Raw genomic sequence first — 20,670 nt, forward strand, 5'->3', positions numbered from 1 at the left:
GTGAACGACCGACTCGAGCGCGTCAGGGAGCGGTCCCTGACCGTCTACGAGTGGTTCAGGAGCCTGCGGCCCGTCCGGTCCTGGTACTGGTACGTCGACCGCCGCGGCGCCCTGTTGTGCGGCGGCATCGCCTACACCGCGATCTTCTCCCTCTTCGCCGCGCTGACCATCGGGTTCACGGTGTTCTCCCGCACCCTCGCCGACCGGCCGGAGCTGCAGGAAGCCGTCTTCAAGCAGATCAACACCTGGCTGCCCGGCCTGATCCGGTCGGACGCGAACCCGGACGGCATCGTCGCGCCCAGCGACCTCCTGCTGCCGTCGGTCATCAACCCGGCCACCATCGTCGCCGCCGTGGTGTTCCTCTGGACGGCGATCGGTTTCATGCGGGCCCTGCGGCGGTCGGTGCGGTCGATGTTCGACCTGCCCGTCGTGGGCGTCAGCCCCGTGCTGTCCAAGATCTGGGAGCTGCTCGGCTTCGTCATCCTCGGCGGGATGATCGTCGCGTCCGCCGCGGCGAGCATCGTCTCGCAGACCGTCAGCCGGCGCGTCGAGGACCTCTTCGGCAGCAGCTTCCTCGTGGCGCAGCTCACCGCCCTGGGGACGGCCGCCGTGGGGGTGGCGCTGGACGCGCTGCTCGTCTACCTCATCGTCCGCGTCGTCGCGCGGGTCCAGCCCCGCAAACGGCGGGACTTCCTGCTGGGCTGCCTCGCGGCCGGGGTGGTCGCGGGCGCGCTGCGCTGGCTCGGCACCTCCGTCGTGGCGGCGGGCGCCTCGAAGAACGCGCTGCTGGCCGCGTTCGCCGGGCTCGTGACCGTGCTGGTGCTGGTCAACTTCGTCGCCCGGGTGCTGCTGCTCGTGTGCGCGTGGGTCTACGACCCGCCGCGGCTGGACGAGATCGCCTACGCGGAGGCGGAGGTCGCCGCGAGGCGGGACGCCGCGGAGATCGACCGAGTCGTGCGGCGCGGGCAGGGCTCCGGAAAGCCGTGGAGCCCCGTCGTACGCGGGGTACGACGGGGCTCCTACGCCTTGCGGGCGTCCAGCGTCAGAACGCGCGGGTGATCATCGCGCGCTTGACCTCCTGGATCGCCTTGGTGACCTCGATGCCGCGCGGGCAGGCCTCGGTGCAGTTGAAGGTCGTGCGGCAGCGCCACACACCTTCCTTGTCGTTGAGGATCTCCAGGCGCTGCGTGCCACCCTCGTCGCGGCTGTCGAAGATGAAGCGGTGCGCGTTGACGATGGCGGCGGGGCCGAAGTACTGGCCGTCCGTCCAGAAGACGGGGCACGACGACGTGCACGCGGCGCACAGGATGCACTTGGTGGTGTCGTCGAAGCGGGCGCGGTCCTCGGGGGACTGGATCCGCTCGCGGCTGGGCTCGTTCCCCGACGTGATGAGGAACGGCATGATCTCGCGGTAGGACGCGAAGAACGGCTCCATGTCGACCACGAGGTCCTTCACCACGGGCAGCCCCTTGATGGGCTCCACGGTGATCGGCTTGTCGGGGTTGATGTCCTTGAGGAGCGTCTTGCAGGCGAGCCGGTTGCGGCCGTTGATGCGCATGGCGTCGGAACCGCAGACGCCGTGGGCGCAGGAGCGCCGGAAGGTCAGCGACCCGTCCTGCTCCCACTTGATCTTGTGCAGGGCGTCCAGCACGCGGTCGGTGCCGTGCACCTGGACGGTGAAGTCGTCCCAGGTCGACTCCTCGCCGTGCACCGACTCGGGGTTGTACCGCCGGATGCGGAGCGTGACCTCGAAGCTGGGGACGGCGCCGGCCTGGGGCTCGGACGACGGGGCAGCGGGGTTCTCGAGAACAGCAGTCATCAGTACTTCCGCTCCATGGGCTCGTACCGGGTCTGGATGACGGGCTTGGACCCCAGGACGACCTTGTAGTCCCCGAAGTCCTCGACGTGGTCGAAGTAGCCCGGGACGTGGCCGTCGCCGGCGTCGGGGGCCGACGTCGGGCGGCGGTACGCCATCGTGTGCAGCATGTAGTTCGCGTCGTCGCGGGCCGGGAAGTCCTCGCGGTAGTGCCCGCCGCGCGACTCCTTGCGGTTGAGGGCGGCGACGACGGTCACCTCGGCGATGTCCAGCAGGAAGCCGAGCTCGATCGCCTCGAGCAGGTCCGTGTTGAACAGCTTGCCCTTGTCCTGGACGGACACGTTCCGGTACCGCTTCTGGAGGTCGCGGATCGTGGCGAGCGCCTCGTTCAGGGAGTCGCCGGTGCGGAACACCTGGGCGTTCGCGTCCATCGTCTCCTGCAGCGCCTGGCGGACGTCCGCCACGCGCTCGCCGTCGGGACGGTCGCGCATCTCGGCGAGCTGCGCCTCCACGCGGGCGGCCGGGCTCTCGGGGAGCTCGGCGTGCTGCGCGACGGTCTTCGCGTACGCGGCCGCCGAACGGCCGGCGCGCTTGCCGAACACGTTGATGTCCAGGAGCGAGTTGGTGCCGAGACGGTTGGAGCCGTGCACGGAGACGCACGCGACCTCGCCCGCGGCGTAGAGGCCCTTGACCACGTTGTGGCTGTCGCGGAGGACCTCGCCCTGGATGTTGGTCGGCACCCCGCCCATCGCGTAGTGCGCCGTGGGGTACACGGGCACCGGCTCGGTGTACGGCTCGATGCCGAGGTAGGTGCGCGCGAACTCCGTGATGTCCGGGAGCTTCGCGTCGATGTGCGCGGGCTCCAGGTGCGTCAGGTCGAGCAGCACGTAGTCCTTGTTCGGGCCGGCTCCGCGGCCCTCGCGCACCTCGTTGGCCATCGACCGGGCGACGATGTCGCGCGGGGCGAGGTCCTTGATGGTGGGGGCGTAGCGCTCCATGAAGCGCTCGCCGTCCGAGTTGCGCAGGATGCCGCCCTCGCCGCGGGCCGCCTCCGACAGGAGGATGCCGAGGCCCGCCAGGCCTGTCGGGTGGAACTGGAAGAACTCCATGTCCTCCAGCGGCAGCCCCCGGCGGTAGGCCAGGGCCATGCCGTCACCCGTGAGGGTGTGCGCGTTGGACGTCGTCTTGAAGATCTTGCCCGCGCCGCCCGTGGCGAAGATGATCGCCTTCGCCTGGAAGACGTGGATCTCGCCGCTGGCCAGGTCGTAGGCGACGACGCCGGTCGCGTTGACCTCGGCGCCGTCCTCGATCTGCTCCGTGGTGAGGTCGTGGTCCGTCAGGAGGTCGAGGACGTAGAACTCGTTGAAGAACTCGACCTGCTGCTTCACGCAGTTCTGGTAGAGCGTCTGCAGGATCATGTGGCCGGTGCGGTCCGCGGCGTAGCAGGCGCGGCGCACCGCGGCCTGGCCGTGCTCACGGGTGTGCCCGCCGAACCGGCGCTGGTCGATCCGGCCTTCCGGGGTCCGGTTGAAGGGCAGGCCCATCTTCTCCAGGTCGAGGACCGAGTCGATGGCCTCCTTCGCGAGGATCTCCGCGGCGTCCTGGTCGACCAGGTAGTCACCGCCCTTGACGGTGTCGAAGGTGTGCCACTCCCAGTTGTCCTCCTCGACGTTCGCGAGGGCGGCGGCCATGCCGCCCTGGGCGGCGCCGGTGTGGGAGCGGGTGGGGTAGAGCTTCGAGATGACGGCGGTGCGGGCCTCGCCGGAGGCCTCGAGCGCCGCGCGCATGCCGGCGCCGCCTGCGCCGACGATGACGACGTCGTACTGGTGTGTCTGCATCGGGGGAGCCAGTCCTTAGTTCGCGGAACAGATCGACGGCAGGAGGTTCGCCGGCGCGTCCGGCGGGCACGGGTTGAACGTGAAGATCACGAGGGTGCCGAGGATGACGACGATCGTGAACGCCAGGTACAGCAGCGCCTTGAGCACGCCGCGCGTCGAGTCGCGCTGGGCGTAGTCGTTGATGATCGTGCGCACGCCGTTGGTGCCGTGGATCATCGCGAGCCACAGCATCAGCAGGTCCCAGACCTGCCAGAACGGGGAGGACCACTTGCCGCCGACGAAGGCGAAGTCGATCGCGTGCACGCCGTCGCCCACCATGAGGTTGACGAACAGGTGCCCGAAGACGAGGACGAGCAGCACGACGCCCGACGCCCGCATGAACACCCAGCTGTACAGCTCGTAGTTGCCGCGGGTGGTCTTGCGACGCGCGTACGGGGACCGCGGGGCGGCGATCGCGGACGGGGTCTGGGTCTGAGCCATCAGTGCCCACCTCCGAAGACGTTCATCAGGTGCCGCGGCAGGAAGCCGGCCATCGTCACGACGAACAGGCCGACGACGACCCAGAGCATGGCCTTCTGGTACTTCGGGCCCTTGGCCCAGAAGTCGACGAGGATCACGCGGACGCCGTTGAACGCGTGGAAGACGATCGCGGCCACGAGGCCCGCCTCCCCGAGTCCCATGATCGGGGTCTGGTACGTGCCGATGACGGCGTTGTAGGCCTCGGGCGAGACCCGGACGAGCGCCGTGTCCAGGATGTGCACGAGAAGGAAGAAGAAGATGAGCACGCCGGTCACGCGGTGCGCGACCCAGGACCACATGCCTTCACGGCCGCGGTAGAGCGTGCCAGCAGGTGCTGTAGGCACGGGGGGAGCCTCCGTTGGCGGATTCTGTGTGGATTCCGTTCACGGTCACTGTAATGACATCCGGTCGGCTCGTGGCACACCAGGTCCGGCAAACCGGGACGCCCCGGGGCGTTTCGTGACCCATCCCACAGGGTTGACGTCGCCCAGGGCTCCGTCGTCAGCACGCGTCACTATGCTGCGGACATGACTACCCGACCCGTCCCCGGGTTCTTCGCCGTGGTCCCGGCGGGGGGCGCGGGCACCCGCCTGTGGCCCCTGTCCAGGGCAGGCGCCCCCAAGTTCCTGCACGACCTCACGGGTGCCGGCCGCACCCTGCTGCAGGGCACGGTGGACCGGCTGGCGCCGCTGGCCGGCGCCGGCGGGGTGGTGCTCGTCACCGGCGAGCAGCACGTGGACGCGGCGCGCGCGCAGCTGCCCGGGCTCGGCGACGACGCCGTGCTGGCGGAGCCGTCGCCCCGCGACTCCATGGCCGCCATCGGCCTGGCGGCGGCCGTGCTCGAGCGACGGCACGGGGACGTCGTCGTCGGCTCGTTCGCGGCCGACCAGGTCGTGTCCGGCGCGTCGGCCTTCGACGCCGCCGTCCGGGAGGCGGTCGCGGCCGCGCGCGCGGGCTACGTCGCGACGATCGGGATCGCGGCGTCGCGCCCCTCGACGGCGTTCGGCTACGTCCGCAGCGGGGACCCGCTCGGCGTCGACGGCGCGCCCAGCGCCCTGCACGCGCGCGGCTTCACGGAGAAGCCCGACGCCGCGACCGCACGCACCTACGTGGCGTCCGGCGAGTACCGCTGGAACGCCGGGATCTTCGTCGCGCGCTCCTCGGTGCTCCTGGGCCACCTCGCCCGGCTGCGTCCCGCCCTGCACGACGGGCTGCGCACGGTCGCCGAGGCGTGGGACACCCCGCGCCGCGCCGAGGTGGTCGCCGAGGTGTGGCCGGGCCTGGAGAAGATCGCGATCGACCACGCGGTGGCCGAGCCCGTCGCCGCGGAGGGCGGCGTGGCCGTCGTGCCCGGCACGTTCGGCTGGGACGACGTCGGGGACTTCAACTCGCTCGCCGCCCTCCTGCCGTCGGACGACGACGGCGGGTCCAAGGTGCTCGGCGACCCCGGCGACGTGGTGCGCGTGCAGTCGGCCGGCTCGGTGGTCGTGCCCCACGGCGACCGCGTGGTCGCGCTGCTCGGGATCGACGACGTCGTCGTGGTGGACACCCCGGACGCCCTGCTGGTGACGACACGGGCGCGCGCGCAGCAGGTCAAGGACATGGTCGACGCGATGCGCGTGCACGGCCGCGAGGACGTCCTGTGAGCGCCGACGCGGGCCGCCGGCTCGACGAGGTCGTCGCGGCGCTGGAGCAGGAGCTCGTCGAGATCCGTCGTGACGTGCACGCCCACCCGGAGCTGGGGCGCCAGGAGGTGCGCACCACGGCCCTCGTGGCCGACCGGCTCCGCGCCGCCGGGCTTCAGCCGCGGCTGCTCGAGGGCACCGGGCTCCTCTGCGACATCGGCCCCGACCGCACCGCGGACGGGCGCGGCCGCGTGGCCGTGCGCGCGGACATCGACGCGCTGCCGCTCGAGGACTCCTGCGGGCTGCCGTTCCGCTCCGTGGTGGCGGGCGTCGCCCACGCGTGCGGCCACGACGTCCACACGACCGTCGTCCTGGGGGCGGGCCTGGCGCTCGCGGCGCTCCACGACGAGGGCCTGCTCGAGCGTGGTGTCCGCCTCGTGTTCCAGCCGGCCGAGGAGCTGATGCCCGGCGGTGCGCACGACGTCGTCGCCCAGGGCGCGCTCGACGGCGTCGACCGCATCGCGGCGGTGCACTGCGAGCCCAAGCTGGACGTCGGGCAGGTCGGCACCCGCATCGGCCCGATCACCTCGGCCTCGGACAGCGTCACGGTGACCCTGTCGTCGTCGGGCGGCCACACCTCACGCCCGCACCTCACGGGCGACGTCGTGTACGCCCTCGGGCAGGTCATCACGCAGGTCCCGGCGGTGCTGGGCCGCCGGCTGGACCCGCGCTCGGGGGTGAACCTCACGTGGGGCGCCGTGCACGCGGGCAACGTGCACAACGCGATCCCCGCGACGGGCACGGTGAGCGGCACGCTGCGCTGCCTCGACGTGCGCGCGTGGGAGCGCGCCGGGCAGGTGCTGCACGACGCGGTGGGTCAGGTCGTGGCGCCGTACGAGGTGGACGTCACCGTGCGGCACGCGCGCGGCGTCCCGCCGGTGGACAACGACGCGGCGGTGACCGGTGCGCTCGAGGCGGCCGGCGCGGCCGTGCTCGGGCCCGAGGGCGTGGTGCTCACGGAGCAGTCGCTCGGGGGCGAGGACTTCGCGTGGTACCTCACCAAGGTGCCCGGGGCGATGGCGCGGCTCGGCACCGCCACGCCGGGGGAGCGGCGCTACGACATCCACCAGGGCGACCTCGTCGTGGACGAGCGGGCGATCGCTCTCGGGGCCCGTCTGCTGGGACGTTTCGCGTTGCAGCCCTGAGGCACCGGAAAGTTGCCGGTGCGTTCCGGGGACGTGCCGCGTCGATACCGCTTCGGTAACGACTCCTGCAGGTTCGCCGCTCACGGTTCTCCGGGCGGTCACCGGTGGCTAGGCTCACCTCGGTGACGGGCCGGACGATCCTGGCCCGACGAACGATCGACAGGAGCAACAGGTGAAGAGAGCGATCCAGCTCGCCGCTGTCGCCGGTGTCGCCGCGCTCGCGCTGGCGGCCTGTGCCGAGGCGCCCGAGGAGTCCGGCGGCGGCGACAGCAGCGCCGCCACCGCGGTGGAGGGCTTCAAGCCGTGCATCGTCTCGGACCAGGGTGGGTTCGACGACAAGAGCTTCAACCAGCTGAGCTTCGAGGGCGCGACCGCGGCGGCCGACGAGTTCGGCATGAAGCTCACGTCCGTCCAGTCGCAGTCGGAGAGCGACTTCAAGCCGAACGTCGAGTCGCTCGTCGGGCAGGACTGCAGCCCGATCGTCTCGGTCGGGTTCGCGTTGTCGGCCGCCACGATCGAGTCCGCGAAGGCGAACGCGGAGACCGAGTACATCATCATCGACGACGCGGCGGACGCGGACTTCGACGGCAAGACGGACGCCCCGAACATCAAGCCGCTGCTCTACGACACCGCGCAGGCCGCGTTCCTGGCCGGCTACCTGTCGGCGGGCTACTCGGAGACGGGCAAGGTCGGCACGTTCGGCGGGCAGCCGTACCCGACCGTGACCATCTTCATGGACGGCTTCAAGCAGGGCGTCGAGTACTACAACGAGACCAAGGACGCCAAGGTCGAGGTCGTCGGCTTCAACGGTGGCGAGGACGGCTCGTTCACGGGCGGCTTCGAGGCCAACGAGACGGCGAAGACCACCGCGCAGAACATCATCGACCAGGGCGTCGACGTGCTGCTGCCGGTCGGTGGCCCGATCTACCAGTCCGCGATCGCCGCGATCCAGGACTCGGGCAAGGACATCGCGCTCATCGGCGTCGACGCCGACCTCTTCGAGTCCGACCCGTCCACGCAGGACTACGTGCTCACGTCGATCCTCAAGAAGATGGACGTGTCCACCAAGGAAGCGGTCGTGGCCGCGGGCAAGGGCGAGTTCGACGCGACGCCCTACGTCGGCACGCTCGAGAACGAGGGCGTGGGCATCGCCCCGCTGCACAGCTTCGAGGACAAGGTCGACCCCGCCCTGATGGACGAGGTCAAGGACCTGCAGCAGAAGATCATCGACGGCGACGTGACGGTCAAGTCCTACCTCTCCGGCCAGGAGTGACCGCCGGTACGACACCACGATGACGCTCGTGCGCGGGCCCGCGGGAACACCCCGGGGGCCCGCGCACGACGTGTGCGGGGCGGCGCCGTGGCCGTCCCGGTGAGAGGCTGACGACGGTACGTCGGGCGGGCACCGACGACTCCTCGACCGAGGGAAGGCAGAGCATGCGGCTCGAGCTACGAGGCATCACGAAGCGCTTCGGCGCGCTCGTCGCGAACGACCACATCGACCTGGTGGTGCAGCCGGGCGAGATCCACTGCTTGCTGGGCGAGAACGGCGCCGGCAAGTCGACCCTGATGAACGTGCTCTACGGCCTCTACCAGGCCGACGAGGGCGAGATCCTGCTGGACGACGAGGTCCAGGCGTTCGAGGGGCCCGGCGACGCGATGGCCGCCGGCATCGGCATGGTGCACCAGCACTTCATGCTCGTGCCCGTGTTCACCGTGGCCGAGAACGTCATGCTCGGGCACGAGTCCACGCGTGGCGGCGGGGTGCTCGACATCGACAGCGCACGCGGCCGCGTCACCGAGATCGCGCAGCGGTTCGGCTTCCACGTCGACCCCGACGCGATCGTCGAGGACCTCCCCGTGGGCGTGCAGCAGCGCGTGGAGATCATCAAGGCGCTCTCGCGCGACGCGGACGTCCTGGTCTTCGACGAGCCGACGGCGGTGCTCACGCCGCAGGAGACCGACGAGCTGATGGCGATCATGCGCCAGCTGCGCGACGAGGGCGCCGCGATCGTCTTCATCACGCACAAGCTGCGCGAGGTGCGCGCCGTCGCCGACCGGATCACGGTCGTGCGGCACGGCAAGGTCGTCGGGGAGGCCAGCCCGACCGCGACGGACGGCGAGCTCGCCTCCCTCATGGTGGGCCGTGCGGTCGAGCTGACCGTGCGCAAGGACGCCCCGCGGCCGACGGAGAACGCGCTCGTGGTCACCGACCTGCGCGTCGCCGGGCCCGACGGGCAGGTGCTGGTGGACGACGTCAGCTTCACCGTCCGCGGCGGCGAGGTGCTCGTCGTCGCCGGCGTGCAGGGCAACGGGCAGACCGAGCTCACCGAGGCGCTCGTCGGCCTCCAGGACTCCGTGACCGGCAGCGTGCAGCTGGACGGCACGGAGCTCGTGGGCAGGACGGTGCGGCGCATCCTCGACGCCGGCGTGGGCTTCGTCCCCGAGGACCGGAACGAGGACGGGCTGGTCGGCGAGTTCACCATCGCCGAGAACCTGGTGCTCGACCGCACCGACGGCCCGCCGTTCGTGCGGCGCGGGACGCTTCAGCTCGCGCGCCGCGACGAGTTCGCCCGCGAGAAGGTCGCGGAGTTCGACGTGCGCACCCAGGGGATCGAGACCCGGGTGGGGCGCCTGTCCGGCGGCAACCAGCAGAAGGTCGTGCTGGCACGGGAGCTCTCCCGCGAGCTGCGCCTGCTGGTCGCGGCCCAGCCGACCCGCGGTGTGGACGTCGGCTCGATCGAGTTCATCCACAAGCGGATCGTCGAGACCCGCGACACCGGCATCCCCGTCGTCGTCGTGTCCACGGAGCTCGACGAGGCGGTCGCCCTGGCCGACCGGATCATGGTCATGTACCGCGGCCGGGTCGTCGGCATCGTCCCGGCCACGACCCCGCGCGACGTGCTCGGCCTCATGATGGCCGGCATCGCGCCCGAGGACGCGTCCCCGACGGGTCCCCAGAACGAAGGAGACGCGGCGTGAGCGGCGAGACGCCCCAGGACCGGTCGGCGAAGCCCGAGGTCGAGCCCGGCTCGCCGCTGGGCGACGCGATCGGTTCGGTCGACGCGGAGGCGCAGCCCGGGCTGGCGGAGGAGCTGGAGCAGGAGGTCGCGCGCGAGACCGCCCCGGCCGTCGAGGAGTCGGGCGACCGGTGGCGCGACGCGCTGCGCCGCGCGACGTCCGGCGGGTGGGTCGTGGCGCTCGGCGCCATCGTCCTGGCCGTGGTCGCCGGGTCGATCCTCATCATCGTCACCGACACCGACGTGCTCGCGGCGGCGCCCTACTTCTTCTCCCGGCCGAGCGACACGCTCGCCGCGATCGGCCAGGCCGTGGGCGGCGCGTACTCCGCGCTGTTCCAGGGCGCGGTCTACAACTTCGGCGCGGACTCCTTCGCGCAGGGCATCCGGCCGCTGACGCAGACGCTCACCAACGCCTCGCCGCTCATCGCGGCCGGGCTCGGCGTCGCGCTCGCGTTCCGCGCCGGCCTGTTCAACATCGGTGGTCAGGGGCAGATGCTCATGGCCGCCACGGCCGCCGGCTGGATCGGCTTCGGCGTGACGGGACTGCCGTTCCCGTGGCACATGCTGCTGTGCCTGGTCGCGGGCATCGCCGCCGGCGCCCTGTGGGCCGGCATCGCGGGTCTGCTGAAGGCCCGCACCGGCGCCCACGAGGTGATCGTCACGATCATGCTCAACTACGTGGCGTTCTACCTGCTGTCGTACTTCCTCGCGACGCCCGGCCTCATGCAGGCTCCCGGGTCCGCGAACCCGAAGACGCCGCCGATGCAGGACTCCGCCGTCCTGCCGCCGCTGCTGGGTCCGTCGTACAACCTGCACTGGGGCTTCGTGCTGTCGCTGCTCGCCGTCGTCGGCGTCTGGTGGCTGCTCAACCGGTCCAGCGCCGGCTTCTCCTTCCGGGCGGTGGGGGAGAACCCGAAGGCCGCGCGGGTCGCGGGCATCGACGTCTCGCGCACCACGGTGCTCGTCATGCTCGTCGCCGGCGGCCTGGTCGGGCTCGCGGGCGTGCAGCAGGTGCTCGGCACCGTCACCACCGGCTTCAGCGTCGACATCGACGCCGGCATCGGGTTCGACGCGATCACCGTGGCGCTGCTCGGCGGGTCGTCGCCCTGGGGCGTGCTCGGCGCCGGCATCCTGTTCGGCGGCTTCAAGGCCGGCGGCTCGGCGATGCAGGCCGCCCAGGGCATCCCGATCGAGATCGTGCTCGTCGTGCAGTCGCTGATCGTGCTGTTCATCGCGGCGCCGCCGCTGGTGCGGGCCATCTTCCGCCTGCCGCAGCCGGACCGTGCACCGCGCCGCCGCGAGAGCCGGCGGGGCCGCCGGGCCACCGGCACCACCGAGGAGGGACGGGCATGACCGCCACGACCGTCGAGGCGGCGGAACCCGCCGCACAGGCCGCGCCGCGCACCGTGAGCACGGCCACGTGGAAGGCCGTCATCGGCCTGGGCGTGGTCCTCGCCCTGTACGCGCTCCTGCTGCTCCTGGCACCGCACGAGGGGTCGGCCCGGTTCGCCCTCTCGACCAGCACCGACTTCGTCGTGCTGTCGACGATCGTCGTGCCGGCGATGGCGACCGCCTGGGTGTGCGGGGCCGTCGCGCTGCTCGTGCTGGGGTACGCCGTCGTGCGCACCCGCGCCGGGCGGCGCGTGCCCCCGTGGGCGATCGCCGTCTTCGCCGCGGCCCTGCTCGTGGGCTTCCTCGCCTGGGCCGCCGCGGGCAGCCCGCGCGACCTGTCCGTCGTCGGGCTGCTGGGCGGCGCCGTCGGCCTGGCGGTCCCGCTCGTGTACGGCGCCCTCGGCGGCGTGGTGGGGGAGCGCGCGGGCGTCGTGAACATCGCGATCGAGGGCCAGCTGCTCGCGGGGGCGTTCGTCGCCGCCATCGTCGGCTCGCTCACGAACAGCCCGTGGGCCGGGCTCGTGGCCGCCGTCGTCGCGAGCGCGCTGGTCGCGCTCGTGCTGGGCGTCTTCACGATCACCTACAAGGTGAACCAGGTGATCGTCGGCGTCGTGCTGAACGTGCTGGTGATCGGCCTGACGAGCTTCTTCTACTCGGAGCTCCTGGTCCCGAACGCGGAGACCCTCAACTCCACCACCCGCTTCGAGCGCCTGCCGATCCCGCTGCTCGAGCGCATCCCGATCATCGGCCCGGTGCTGTTCAACCAGACCATCGTCGTCTACCTGATGTTCGTCGCCGTCGCGGCGGTCTGGTACGCGCTGTTCCGCACCCGCTGGGGGCTGCGCGTCCGCGCCGTCGGCGAGCACCCGAAGGCCGCGGACACGGTCGGCATCGACGTCCTGCGCACCCGCTACCGGGCCGTCCTCATCGGCGGTGCGGTGGTCGGGCTCGGCGGCGCGTTCTACACCGTGGTGTCGATCAACCAGTTCGGCCGCGAGATGACGGCCGGCGCCGGCTTCATCGCCCTGGCGGCGGTCATCTTCGGCAAGTGGGACCCGCTGCGGGCGGCCCTGGCCGGCCTGCTGTTCGGGTTCGCCACCAACCTGCAGAACGTGCTGTCCGTGGTCGGCTCGCCCGTGCCCAGCCAGTTCATGCTCATGCTCCCGTACGTCGTGACGCTGCTGGCGGTGGCCGGGCTCGTCGGCAAGTCCCGCGCGCCCGCGGCGTCGGGCACCCCCTACACCAAGGAGTAGCCGTGCCCGACCCGTCCATCGACTGGGACGCCCTGCGTGCCGCGGCCCGTGACGTCGTCGGCAGGGCCTACGCGCCCTACTCCGGCTTCCCGGTCGGGGCCGCGGCCCTCGCCGACGACGGCCGGGTCGTGGTGGGCTGCAACGTGGAGAACGCCGCCTACGGCGTGACGCTCTGCGCCGAGTGCTCGCTGGTGTCCGCGCTCGTCACGGGCGGCGGCGGTCGGCTGGTCGCGTTCACGTGCGTGGACGGCGCGGGCGAGCTGCTGATGCCGTGCGGCCGGTGCCGGCAGCTGCTGTGGGAGCACGGTGGCCCGGCGCTGCTCGTCGAGACGCCGCGCGGTGTCGTGCCGATGACCGAGGTGCTGCCGGACGCGTTCGGTGCGCCCGACCTCGACCGGCCGCGCCCGAGCACGACGTCGGGCACAAGGTCGGGCACGCGGTCGGGCTCGGCCGCGACCACACCGAGAGGCGGTGCCGCATGACCACCACACCGGGACACGAGCCGTTCGACGCGGTCGACGTCATCCGCGCCAAGCGCGACGGACGCCCGCTGGAGGCCGCGCAGATCGACTGGGTCGTCGACGCGTACACCCGCGGGGCCGTCGCCGAGGAGCAGATGTCGGCCCTCGCGATGGCGATCCTGCTGCGCGGGATGACGCGTCCGGAGGTGGCGCGGTGGACGGGAGCGATGATCGCGTCCGGGGAGCGGATGGACTTCTCCGGCCTGTCGCGGCCCACGGCGGACAAGCACTCCACCGGGGGCGTCGGGGACAAGATCACGCTGCCGCTCGCGCCGCTGGTGGCGTCGTTCGGGGTGGCGGTGCCACAGCTCTCGGGCCGCGGCCTGGGCCACACCGGCGGCACCCTGGACAAGCTCGAGGCGATCCCCGGCTGGCGTGCGTCGCTGACCAACGCCGAGCTGATGGACCAGCTCGAGGACGTGGGCGCGGTGGTCTGCGCGGCCGGCGCGGGGCTGGCCCCGGCGGACAAGAAGCTGTACGCGCTGCGCGACGTCACGGGCACGGTGGAGTCGGTGCCGCTCATCGCGAGCTCCATCATGAGCAAGAAGATCGCGGAGGGCACCGGCGCGCTCGTGCTCGACGTCAAGGTGGGCTCCGGCGCCTTCATGAAGGACCTGGACGCGGCGCGCGAGCTCGCCCGCACCATGGTGGACCTCGGCACGGACGCCGGCGTGCGCACCGTCGCGCTGCTCACGGACATGCAGGTGCCGCTGGGCCGCACGGCGGGCAACGCGCTCGAGGTGCGGGAGTCGGTCGAGGTGCTCGACGGCGGCGGTCCGGCCGACGTCGTCGACCTCACCGTCGCGCTCGCCGTCGAGATGCTCGCGGGCGCCGGTCGGGCCGTCCCCGAGGCGGAGGTCCGTGCGGCGCTGGCGGACGGACGTGCCAAGGAGGTCTGGCGCCGCATGATCGCCGCGCAGGGCGGCGACCCGGACGCCCCGCTCCCCGTGGCGGCGCACCGCCGTGAGGTCGTTGCGGACCGCGCCGGCGTCGTGACGCGGCTCGACGCGTACGCCGTGGGCCTCGCGGCCTGGCGGCTCGGCGCGGGCCGCTCGCGGCGCGAGGACCCGGTGCAGGCGGGCGCCGGGGTCGAGATCCACGCCCGGCCCGGCGAGCGGGTGGATGCCGGCCAGCCGGTGCTCACGCTGCACACGGACACGCCCGAGCGGTTCGACCGCGCCCTGGCCGCGCTCGACGGGCAGTGGTCGGTCGAGGACGGCCAGGCGTCGGCGGCGCCGGCACCGCTCCTGCTGGACCGGATCGGCTGAGCCGACGCGAGATGCGTCGCCTGACGGACGTCCTCGCCGCCGCGGGGGTGTTCGGCGGTCCGCTGCCGGTGGCACCTCCGGCGGGGCGGTTCGCGCGGCCGGTCGTCCCGGAGGACGTCGCCCGGCCCCTCGCCGCCCTGTCGCCCGCGACGCGGGCGTGGGTGCGTGACCCGCTGGGCCGTACCGCCCCGCTGCCGGTCCCGGGCCGCCCGCGCCTCCTGACGCTCCCGGCGGCCGACGGCGTGCTCGTCCCCGCGCGGCAGGTCGACGAGCGCTCGTGCGGGCCCGCGGTGCTGGGCCTGCTCGGCCTGGCGGGCGACCCGCGCGGCGCGCTCGGGCTGGTCCGGCGGCCGGACGGCACCGCCACCGCGTTCGCCGCCCTGCAGCGCGAGCTGCACCTGCGTGCCACCCGCACGTCCTGGCGGCTCCCGACCTGGCCGGGCGCGCTGGGCACCCCGCCGTGGGGTGCCGCCCGCGTCGCGCGCTACGGTCGCGTGCGCTACACCCACCGCGTCGTGGGCGGGCGCGCCGCTCGGGACGTGCTCGCGTCCGCCCTGACGGCCGCGGCGCGCGGGGTACCGGTCCCGCTCTACACCGGCGGCGACCTCGCGCGCGGCGTGGCGACGGCCGTGCCACGCCACGTGGTGCTCCTCACCGCCGTGCGTGACGGGCTCGCCACCCTGTACGAGCCGTCGTCCGGCCGGCTGCACGCCGTGCCGGTGCGGGCGCTCGCTGCGCCGGACGGCCGCGCCAGGCGCGGGCCGGACGGCGAGGTGCTCCGGCGGGCCCTCGGTGGATGGCCCCACGTGGTGTGGGCGCTGCTGCCCCACGACGCGCGCGGCTGAGAGGGGTGCCGACGCGTGCCGCGCGCCCTCCGGTCGGCGAGGACGCCGCCGCCTCCTCTGGCGCGCCGACGTGGGGCGCGCCACGATGGACGGGCGCACCGCCGTCGAGAAGGAGGAGCTCCATGAGCACCGTCCCGGAGGACGCCCGGCGAGACGCCGGCGCGGAGGGTACCGACGACACGACCAGCCTGGTCGAGGACGCGGAGGCCGCCGCGCAGGAGCCGCCCCCGGCCGAGGAGTACCACCCGCGGCACGCCCGCCCGGACCTCGAGGGCGCCGCCGCGGAGGCGGACGTCCTCGAGCAGAGCCAGGAGGTGCCGGGGTTCGACGGCGCGGACGACCCCGACGCCGTCGACGAGGGCTGACGGCCGGTAGGTTGGGCCCATGACGCAAGCCCTCGTCGACCTGATCCCCGCCCTGCCCAAGGTGCTCCTGCACGACCACCTCGACGGCGGCCTGCGACCGCAGACCGTCCTCGAGCTCGCCGCCGAGGTGGGCCACGAGCTCCCGGCCTCCGACGCCGACACGCTCGGCACCTGGTTCGTCGAGGCCGCCGACTCCGGCTCGCTGGTGCGGTACCTGGAGACGTTCGACCACACGATCGCCGTCATGCAGACGCCGGACGCCCTGGCACGCGTCGCGCGCGAGGCCGTGCTGGACCTGGCTGCGGACGGCGTCGTGTACGCCGAGCAGCGCTGGGCGCCGGAGCAGCACCTGAGCCGCGGCCTGGCGCTGCAGGAGACGGTCGAGGCCGTGCAGGCGGGCATCGACGAGGGCATCCGGGAGGCCGCGGCGCGCGGCCAGCTCATCCGGGTGGGCCAGCTGGTGACGGCCATGCGGCACACCGACCGGTGGCAGGAGATCGCCGAGCTCGCCGTCGCGTACCGCGACCGCGGCGTCGTGGGCTTCGACATCGCGGGCCCCGAGGACGGCTTCCCGCCGTCGCGGCACGCCGAGATCTGGCGCTACCTCGCCGAGCACGACTTCCCGACGACGATCCACGCCGGCGAGGCCGCCGGCCCGGCGTCGATCGCCGAGGCCGTGCACCTGGGCCAGGCCGACCGGATCGGCCACGGCGTGCGGATCGTGGAGGACATCACCTTCCACGAGGGGTTCGACGACGACGGCGAGCGGCGTGCCGACCTGGGCCGGCTGGCGCACTGGGTGCGCGACCACCAGATCGCCCTCGAGGTCTGCCCCGTCTCCAACCTGCAGACCGCGGCGACCACGGCCGCCTCGGTGGCCGACCACCCGATCACCCGGCTCAAGGAGCTGGACTTCGCGGTGACGCTCAACACGGACAACCGCCTCATGTCGCGGACCTCGATGTCGCACGAGATGACACGGCTCGTCACCGAGGCGGGCTGGACCGTCGACGACCTCGCGGACGTCACGCTGACGGCCGCGTGGAGCACGTTCATGCACCACGACGAGCGTCGTGCGCTCGTCGACGACGTCATCCTGCCGGGGTACCAGCAGGTCGAAGGAGCGCAGCGATGAGCGACGCAGCCCGCACCGCCCCGGCGGTGCCCGCGGACCCCGCGGCCCTCGCGCAGCTGGTGGACCACACGCTGCTCAAGCCCGAGGCGACGACCGCGGACGTGACCGCGCTGGTCGAGGAGGGCGCGCGCCTGGGCGTCTTCTCGGTCTGCATCTCGCCGACGTTCGTCGCCCACGCGGCGCGCGTCGCCGCCGGCCGGGTCGCCGTCGCGACCGTCTGCGGCTTCCCCTCCGGCAAGCACGTCAGCGCGGTCAAGGCGGCCGAGGCCGCGCGTGCCGTGGCCGACGGGGCGGACGAGGTGGACATGGTGATCGATGTCGGCGCCGCCAAGGAGGGTGCGTTCGACGCCGTCCGTGCCGACGTCGCCGCCGTGCGGGCGGCCGTCCCCGCCGAGCACCTGCTCAAGGTGATCATCGAGTCGGCGGCGCTCACGGACGACGAGATCGTCGCCGTCTGCCGGGCCGCGAAGGACGCGGGCGCCGACTTCGTGAAGACGTCGACCGGCTTCCACCCCGCCGGCGGCGCCTCGGTTCACGCCGTGTCCCTCATGGCCGACACCGTGGGCGGCGCGCTGGGCGTGAAGGCGTCCGGCGGGATCCGCACGCTCGACGACGCGCTCGCGATGGTCGCCGCCGGTGCTACGCGGCTCGGGCTCTCGGGGACCGCCGGCGTGCTCGCCGGGTTCTCGGGCGCCGCGCCGACCGACGGCGGCAGTGGGTACTGAGCCGCTCGTCGAGGTCGACGGCGCGACGCGCACGCACGGCACCGTGCAGGTGCTCGGGCCGACGTCGCTGACCCTGGGCGCGGGGGAGGCGGCCGCGGTCGTCGGACCGAACGGCAGCGGGAAGTCGACCCTGCTGCGCCTCGTCGCCGGCAAGGACGAGCCGACCACGGGCCGCGTCCGGGTGCTGGGCCTGGCCGCCGGGGAGGCCCGGCTGCGCAGGCGGGAGGACGTCGCTGCGCTGCTGGGCGGCCTGTCCGCCTACCCCGACCTCACGGTGGCCGAGCACCTGCGCCTCGTGGCGTCCGCGTGGGCGGGCCGGCACCCCGGTCCGGACGTCGAGACGGCGCTCGCCGCCGCGGAGCTCGACCGTGTGCGCGACCAGCTCCCGGGCGAGCTGTCGTCCGGGGAGGGTCAGCTGTTCGCCCTGGTGACGACGCTGTACCGGCCGGCGCGCCTCGTGCTGCTGGACGAGCCGGAGCAGCGCCTCGACGCCCGCTGGCGCGCCGTCGCCCGCCGCCTCCTGGCGGGCGCGCTCGACGCGGGCCGGGCGCTGCTCGTGGCGACCCACGACCCGGACCTGCGGGCGGACCTCGCGTCCCGGGGGCGCGAGGTCGAGCTCGCCGCCCCGGCTCCGCGGTGACGGCCGGCGTGAGCGACGCCCACGCGGGCCACGTCGACGACGGCTCGCGCGTGCCGTACCGCCGCTGGAGCCGGTGGGTGGCCGGGCTGCGCCGCCGGGCGCTCCTGGCGCGCGCCGCCGAGAGCGGCGCGGACCCCCACGACCGGGTCTACCTCGCGTACGGCGTGGTGCTCCTCGCGCTCGTCTACGGGCCGATCCTCTGGTCCGCGCTCGCGCAGGCCGTGGCTGCCGCGCAGGCAGGTGGCCGGCCGGCCCCGTCGGGCGTCGTGGTGGGTGGCGTCGTCGCCGCGACCGTGGTCCTCGTCCTGGGCGTCGCGGCAGCCGCCGGGCTGGCCGTGGCCCGTGCCGGCGGGCCGCTCTGGACCACCCCGGCGGAGGCGACCTTCGCCCTGGGCGGCCAGTTCCGTCCGCGCCAGGTGCTGGGGCGGCGCGCGGTCCTGCTCGTGCTCGCAGCGGCGGGGACGGGGGCGTTCGCCGCGACGGCCGCGGCGGTGGGCCTGGCGCCCGGGGAGGTCGACGCCCAGGCGGGCCTGCCGCTGGCCGCCTGGGCGGGCGCCGGAGCCGCGCTGGCCCAGGTCCCGCTGGCCGTGGCGGTGGCCGCACAGACGACCCGGCGCCGCGCCGCGGTGGTGGCCACGGCCGTGCTGCTCGTGCTCGGCGCCGCCGGGGTGTCGGTTGCCGCGTCGCGCGGCGGGCTGCTCGGCGGGCTGCTCGGCGGCGGCCTCGACCCCGTGACGACGCCGGCTGTCGTGACGGCGGTGGCGGTCGGCGCCCTGGGCCTGGCGTGCGCGGGGTGGGTCGCGGGGGTCCTCCCGGACCGGCTCGACGTCGACCGCGCCGCCGCGGGCCAGACGCGCACGGTCACGGCCGGTCGAGGTCTGGTGGGCGGGGAGTCCGGCGCTCTGGCGGACGTGCTCGGACCGCGGACGTACGCCGGCCGCAGGGCCGGGCTCCCGCGACGGCTGCTGCTCCGCGCGCCGCTGGTGGCCCGCGACCTCCTCGGCCTGCGCCGCCGCCCCGGGGCCCTGGTCGCCTCGCTGGTGGTGGGGACGGTCGGCGCGGTGCTCGTCCGGGTCGGCGCGGACGGTGGGCCCGCGCTGGCGGCGGTCGCGGGCGCGGCGGCGCTGTACGGCGCGGCGCGGACCTGGGCCGACGGCCTGCACGCCTTCGCCGCGCAGCCGCAGCCGGGTGCTCTCCTGCCGGGCTCGGTGGGGCGTGCGGTCGCCGGGCACCTGGTGGTCCCGGCGGTGCTGGCGCTGCTCGTCGCCGGGGCGGCGACGGCCGCAGCGGGAGCGGACGTGGCGCTCCCCGTGGTGCTCGTGGCCGGGACGGTCCTCGCGGTCCGCGCGTGGGTCGCGGGCGCCACGGCGGCCCCACCGGGGCTCTTCACACCGATGATGACCCCGAACGGCGACATGTCGATGCTCGTGCTGGGCGCCTGGTACCTGCGGGGATGGCTCGTCGTCGTCGCCGTGGCGTGGCTCCTGCACCGCGCCGGGCCGGGCGGGGCGCCGACGGCGGCGGTCGTCGTGCTGGCGCTGGTCGCAGGCCTCGCCGCGGCTGCCGCCCGACGGTTCGCGCGCGCCTGACCCTCCGGAGCAGGCCCGGCGACCGCCGCGCCACGCGTGACCGAGGTCACAACGTCCGTCCATCCCGAGGAAGTTAGGCTCACCTCACCATGTCTGACACGCAGCCTGAGCCCCCCGCCGGACCGCCGGCCCGCAAGCGCACCCCGCGGCACGCCACCGTCTCGGCCGTGCGTCGCCTCACCCCGCACCTGGTGCGCGTCACGATCACGGGCCCCGAGCTCGGCGCGCTCGACCCCACCGGCCACACCGACAGCTACGTGAAGCTGGTGCTCGGCGAGCTCGCGGACGGGCGGCCGCTGCTGCGCGCCTACACGGTGCGGGCCGTGCGGGACACGGCCGCAGGGGCCGAGTGGGACCTCGACCTCGTGGTGCACGGCGACGCGGGCGTGGGCGGTCCCTGGGCCACCCGGGTCGGCCCGGGGGAGCCGGTGACGTTCCTGGGGCCGGGCGGCGGCTACGCGCCCGACCTCGGCGCGCCGTGGCACCTGCTCGTCGGCGACGACTCGGCCCTGCCGGCGATCGCCGCCGCGCTCGAGTCGCTGCCTGCCGGGGCGGTCGCGCACGCCGTCGTCGAGGTGCCCGGACGCGAGGACGAGCTGCCCCTGGACACCGCCGCCGACCTCACCGTCACCTGGGTGCACCGCTCCGCGGGCGACGGGGACCTCGCCGCCGCCACGCGCGCCGCCGCCGGCTCGTTCCCCCCAGGTGTGCCGCACGTCTTCCTGCACGGCGAGGCCGACTGCGTGCGTGACCTGCGCCGCTGGGTGCGCACGGAGCTCGGCGTCCCGCGCGAGCTGCTCTCGGCCTCCGGCTACTGGCGCCGCGGGAGCGACGACGAGGAGTGGCGGGCGCGCAAGCGCGACTGGAACGCCGCCGTCGAGCAGGACGACGCCGCCCTGGTCGGTTGACGCGCG

At 73.9% G+C, this 20,670-nt stretch carries 20 protein-coding genes; 16 read left to right on the forward strand and 4 right to left on the reverse strand.

Features of this window, described 5'->3' with window-relative positions; all coding sequences use genetic code 11:
• Entirely contained in the window at positions 1-1,059 is a 1,059-nt protein-coding gene (locus ACWGKI_RS02915) for a YihY/virulence factor BrkB family protein (protein WP_380242454.1), read from the forward strand.
• Here ACWGKI_RS02915 and ACWGKI_RS02920 read toward each other — a convergent pair.
• Genes ACWGKI_RS02920 through sdhC form a run of 4 tightly spaced genes read right to left on the reverse strand, consistent with a single transcriptional unit; the run spans position 1,043 to position 4,517 of the window.
• Positions 1,043-1,819 carry a succinate dehydrogenase iron-sulfur subunit gene (locus ACWGKI_RS02920; RefSeq protein ID WP_380242456.1) on the reverse strand — a complete coding sequence of 259 codons (777 nt, stop codon included), beginning with the start codon at positions 1,817-1,819 and terminating at the stop codon, positions 1,043-1,045. The genes ACWGKI_RS02915 and ACWGKI_RS02920 overlap by 17 nt on opposite strands.
• Positions 1,819-3,654 (reverse strand): succinate dehydrogenase flavoprotein subunit, encoded by a 1,836-nt coding sequence (gene sdhA, locus ACWGKI_RS02925; protein ID WP_380242458.1) that lies wholly within the window; start codon positions 3,652-3,654, stop codon positions 1,819-1,821. The genes ACWGKI_RS02920 and sdhA overlap by 1 nt, the downstream gene beginning before the upstream one ends.
• Positions 3,655-3,669: 15 nt before the next feature.
• The gene (locus ACWGKI_RS02930) at positions 3,670-4,134 is read right to left on the reverse strand and encodes a succinate dehydrogenase hydrophobic membrane anchor subunit (RefSeq protein WP_380242460.1); all 465 of its coding nucleotides are present in this window, start codon (positions 4,132-4,134) and stop codon (positions 3,670-3,672) included.
• Entirely contained in the window at positions 4,134-4,517 is a 384-nt protein-coding gene (gene sdhC / locus ACWGKI_RS02935; RefSeq protein WP_380242462.1) for a succinate dehydrogenase, cytochrome b556 subunit, read from the reverse strand. Before sdhC ends, ACWGKI_RS02930 begins: the two co-directional genes overlap by 1 nt.
• A 183-nt stretch (positions 4,518-4,700) precedes the next feature.
• Here sdhC and ACWGKI_RS02940 point away from each other — a divergent pair, with 183 nt between their 5' ends.
• The 15 genes from ACWGKI_RS02940 to ACWGKI_RS03010 all read left to right on the forward strand — a co-directional run bounded on the left by ACWGKI_RS02940 (position 4,701) and on the right by ACWGKI_RS03010 (position 20,664).
• Positions 4,701-5,819, forward strand: a complete 1,119-nt coding sequence (locus ACWGKI_RS02940; protein WP_452184551.1) for a mannose-1-phosphate guanylyltransferase — start codon at positions 4,701-4,703, stop codon at positions 5,817-5,819.
• Complete coding sequence (locus ACWGKI_RS02945) at positions 5,816-7,003, forward strand: amidohydrolase (protein ID WP_452184553.1); 1,188 nt, start codon at positions 5,816-5,818, stop codon at positions 7,001-7,003. The genes ACWGKI_RS02940 and ACWGKI_RS02945 overlap by 4 nt, the downstream gene beginning before the upstream one ends.
• 172 nt (positions 7,004-7,175) lie before the next feature.
• On the forward strand, positions 7,176-8,276 hold the full coding sequence (locus ACWGKI_RS02950) for a BMP family lipoprotein (RefSeq protein WP_452184555.1): 1,101 nt from the start codon (positions 7,176-7,178) through the stop codon (positions 8,274-8,276).
• A 164-nt stretch (positions 8,277-8,440) separates the two neighbouring features.
• Positions 8,441-9,985 carry an ABC transporter ATP-binding protein gene (locus ACWGKI_RS02955; protein WP_380242141.1) on the forward strand — a complete coding sequence of 515 codons (1,545 nt, stop codon included), beginning with the start codon at positions 8,441-8,443 and terminating at the stop codon, positions 9,983-9,985.
• Positions 9,982-11,376, forward strand: a complete 1,395-nt coding sequence (locus tag ACWGKI_RS02960; protein WP_380242143.1) for an ABC transporter permease — start codon at positions 9,982-9,984, stop codon at positions 11,374-11,376. The genes ACWGKI_RS02955 and ACWGKI_RS02960 overlap by 4 nt, the downstream gene beginning before the upstream one ends.
• Positions 11,373-12,668, forward strand: coding sequence for an ABC transporter permease (locus ACWGKI_RS02965; protein ID WP_380242145.1), 1,296 nt, complete (start codon positions 11,373-11,375; stop codon positions 12,666-12,668). Before ACWGKI_RS02960 ends, ACWGKI_RS02965 begins: the two co-directional genes overlap by 4 nt.
• 2 nt (positions 12,669-12,670) lie before the next feature.
• Complete coding sequence (locus ACWGKI_RS02970) at positions 12,671-13,150, forward strand: cytidine deaminase (protein WP_380242147.1); 480 nt, start codon at positions 12,671-12,673, stop codon at positions 13,148-13,150.
• Positions 13,147-14,457, forward strand: a complete 1,311-nt coding sequence (locus ACWGKI_RS02975; RefSeq protein ID WP_452184558.1) for a thymidine phosphorylase — start codon at positions 13,147-13,149, stop codon at positions 14,455-14,457. The genes ACWGKI_RS02970 and ACWGKI_RS02975 overlap by 4 nt, the downstream gene beginning before the upstream one ends.
• Before the next feature lie 11 nt (positions 14,458-14,468).
• Positions 14,469-15,302: a hypothetical protein gene (locus ACWGKI_RS02980; protein WP_452184560.1), complete on the forward strand. Its 834-nt coding sequence runs from the start codon at positions 14,469-14,471 to the stop codon at positions 15,300-15,302.
• 122 nt (positions 15,303-15,424) lie between these two features.
• Positions 15,425-15,667, forward strand: coding sequence for a hypothetical protein (locus tag ACWGKI_RS02985; RefSeq protein ID WP_452184562.1), 243 nt, complete (start codon positions 15,425-15,427; stop codon positions 15,665-15,667).
• A gap of 19 nt (positions 15,668-15,686) precedes the next feature.
• Entirely contained in the window at positions 15,687-16,802 is a 1,116-nt protein-coding gene (locus ACWGKI_RS02990; protein ID WP_380242156.1) for an adenosine deaminase, read from the forward strand.
• The gene (deoC, locus tag ACWGKI_RS02995; RefSeq protein ID WP_380242158.1) at positions 16,799-17,527 is read left to right on the forward strand and encodes a deoxyribose-phosphate aldolase; all 729 of its coding nucleotides are present in this window, start codon (positions 16,799-16,801) and stop codon (positions 17,525-17,527) included. Before ACWGKI_RS02990 ends, deoC begins: the two co-directional genes overlap by 4 nt.
• Positions 17,517-18,167 carry an ABC transporter ATP-binding protein gene (locus tag ACWGKI_RS03000; protein WP_452184565.1) on the forward strand — a complete coding sequence of 217 codons (651 nt, stop codon included), beginning with the start codon at positions 17,517-17,519 and terminating at the stop codon, positions 18,165-18,167. Before deoC ends, ACWGKI_RS03000 begins: the two co-directional genes overlap by 11 nt.
• A gap of 8 nt (positions 18,168-18,175) precedes the next feature.
• Positions 18,176-19,756: a hypothetical protein gene (locus ACWGKI_RS03005; RefSeq protein ID WP_452184567.1), complete on the forward strand. Its 1,581-nt coding sequence runs from the start codon at positions 18,176-18,178 to the stop codon at positions 19,754-19,756.
• 89 nt (positions 19,757-19,845) lie between these two features.
• Complete coding sequence (locus ACWGKI_RS03010; protein WP_380242165.1) at positions 19,846-20,664, forward strand: siderophore-interacting protein; 819 nt, start codon at positions 19,846-19,848, stop codon at positions 20,662-20,664.
• The last annotated feature ends 6 nt before the right edge of the window (positions 20,665-20,670 follow it).

The organism is Isoptericola sp. NPDC055881 (assembly GCF_053615895.1).

Bases quoted from the DNA above. Each gene is read 5' to 3' on its own strand.
- ACWGKI_RS02920 (WP_380242456.1), bottom strand. From the start codon at position 1,819: ATGACTGCTGTTCTCGAGAACCCCGCTGCCCCGTCGTCCGAGCCCCAG.
- sdhA (WP_380242458.1), bottom strand. From the start codon at position 3,654: ATGCAGACACACCAGTACGACGTCGTCATCGTCGGCGCAGGCGGCGCC.
- ACWGKI_RS02930 (WP_380242460.1), bottom strand. From the start codon at position 4,134: ATGGCTCAGACCCAGACCCCGTCCGCGATCGCCGCCCCGCGGTCCCCG.
- ACWGKI_RS02940 (WP_452184551.1), top strand. From the start codon at position 4,701: ATGACTACCCGACCCGTCCCCGGGTTCTTCGCCGTGGTCCCGGCGGGG.
- ACWGKI_RS02955 (WP_380242141.1), top strand. From the start codon at position 8,441: ATGCGGCTCGAGCTACGAGGCATCACGAAGCGCTTCGGCGCGCTCGTC.
- ACWGKI_RS02965 (WP_380242145.1), top strand. From the start codon at position 11,373: ATGACCGCCACGACCGTCGAGGCGGCGGAACCCGCCGCACAGGCCGCG.
- ACWGKI_RS02975 (WP_452184558.1), top strand. From the start codon at position 13,147: ATGACCACCACACCGGGACACGAGCCGTTCGACGCGGTCGACGTCATC.
- ACWGKI_RS02980 (WP_452184560.1), top strand. From the start codon at position 14,469: ATGCGTCGCCTGACGGACGTCCTCGCCGCCGCGGGGGTGTTCGGCGGT.
- ACWGKI_RS02985 (WP_452184562.1), top strand. From the start codon at position 15,425: ATGAGCACCGTCCCGGAGGACGCCCGGCGAGACGCCGGCGCGGAGGGT.
- ACWGKI_RS02990 (WP_380242156.1), top strand. From the start codon at position 15,687: ATGACGCAAGCCCTCGTCGACCTGATCCCCGCCCTGCCCAAGGTGCTC.
- deoC (WP_380242158.1), top strand. From the start codon at position 16,799: ATGAGCGACGCAGCCCGCACCGCCCCGGCGGTGCCCGCGGACCCCGCG.
- ACWGKI_RS03010 (WP_380242165.1), top strand. From the start codon at position 19,846: ATGTCTGACACGCAGCCTGAGCCCCCCGCCGGACCGCCGGCCCGCAAG.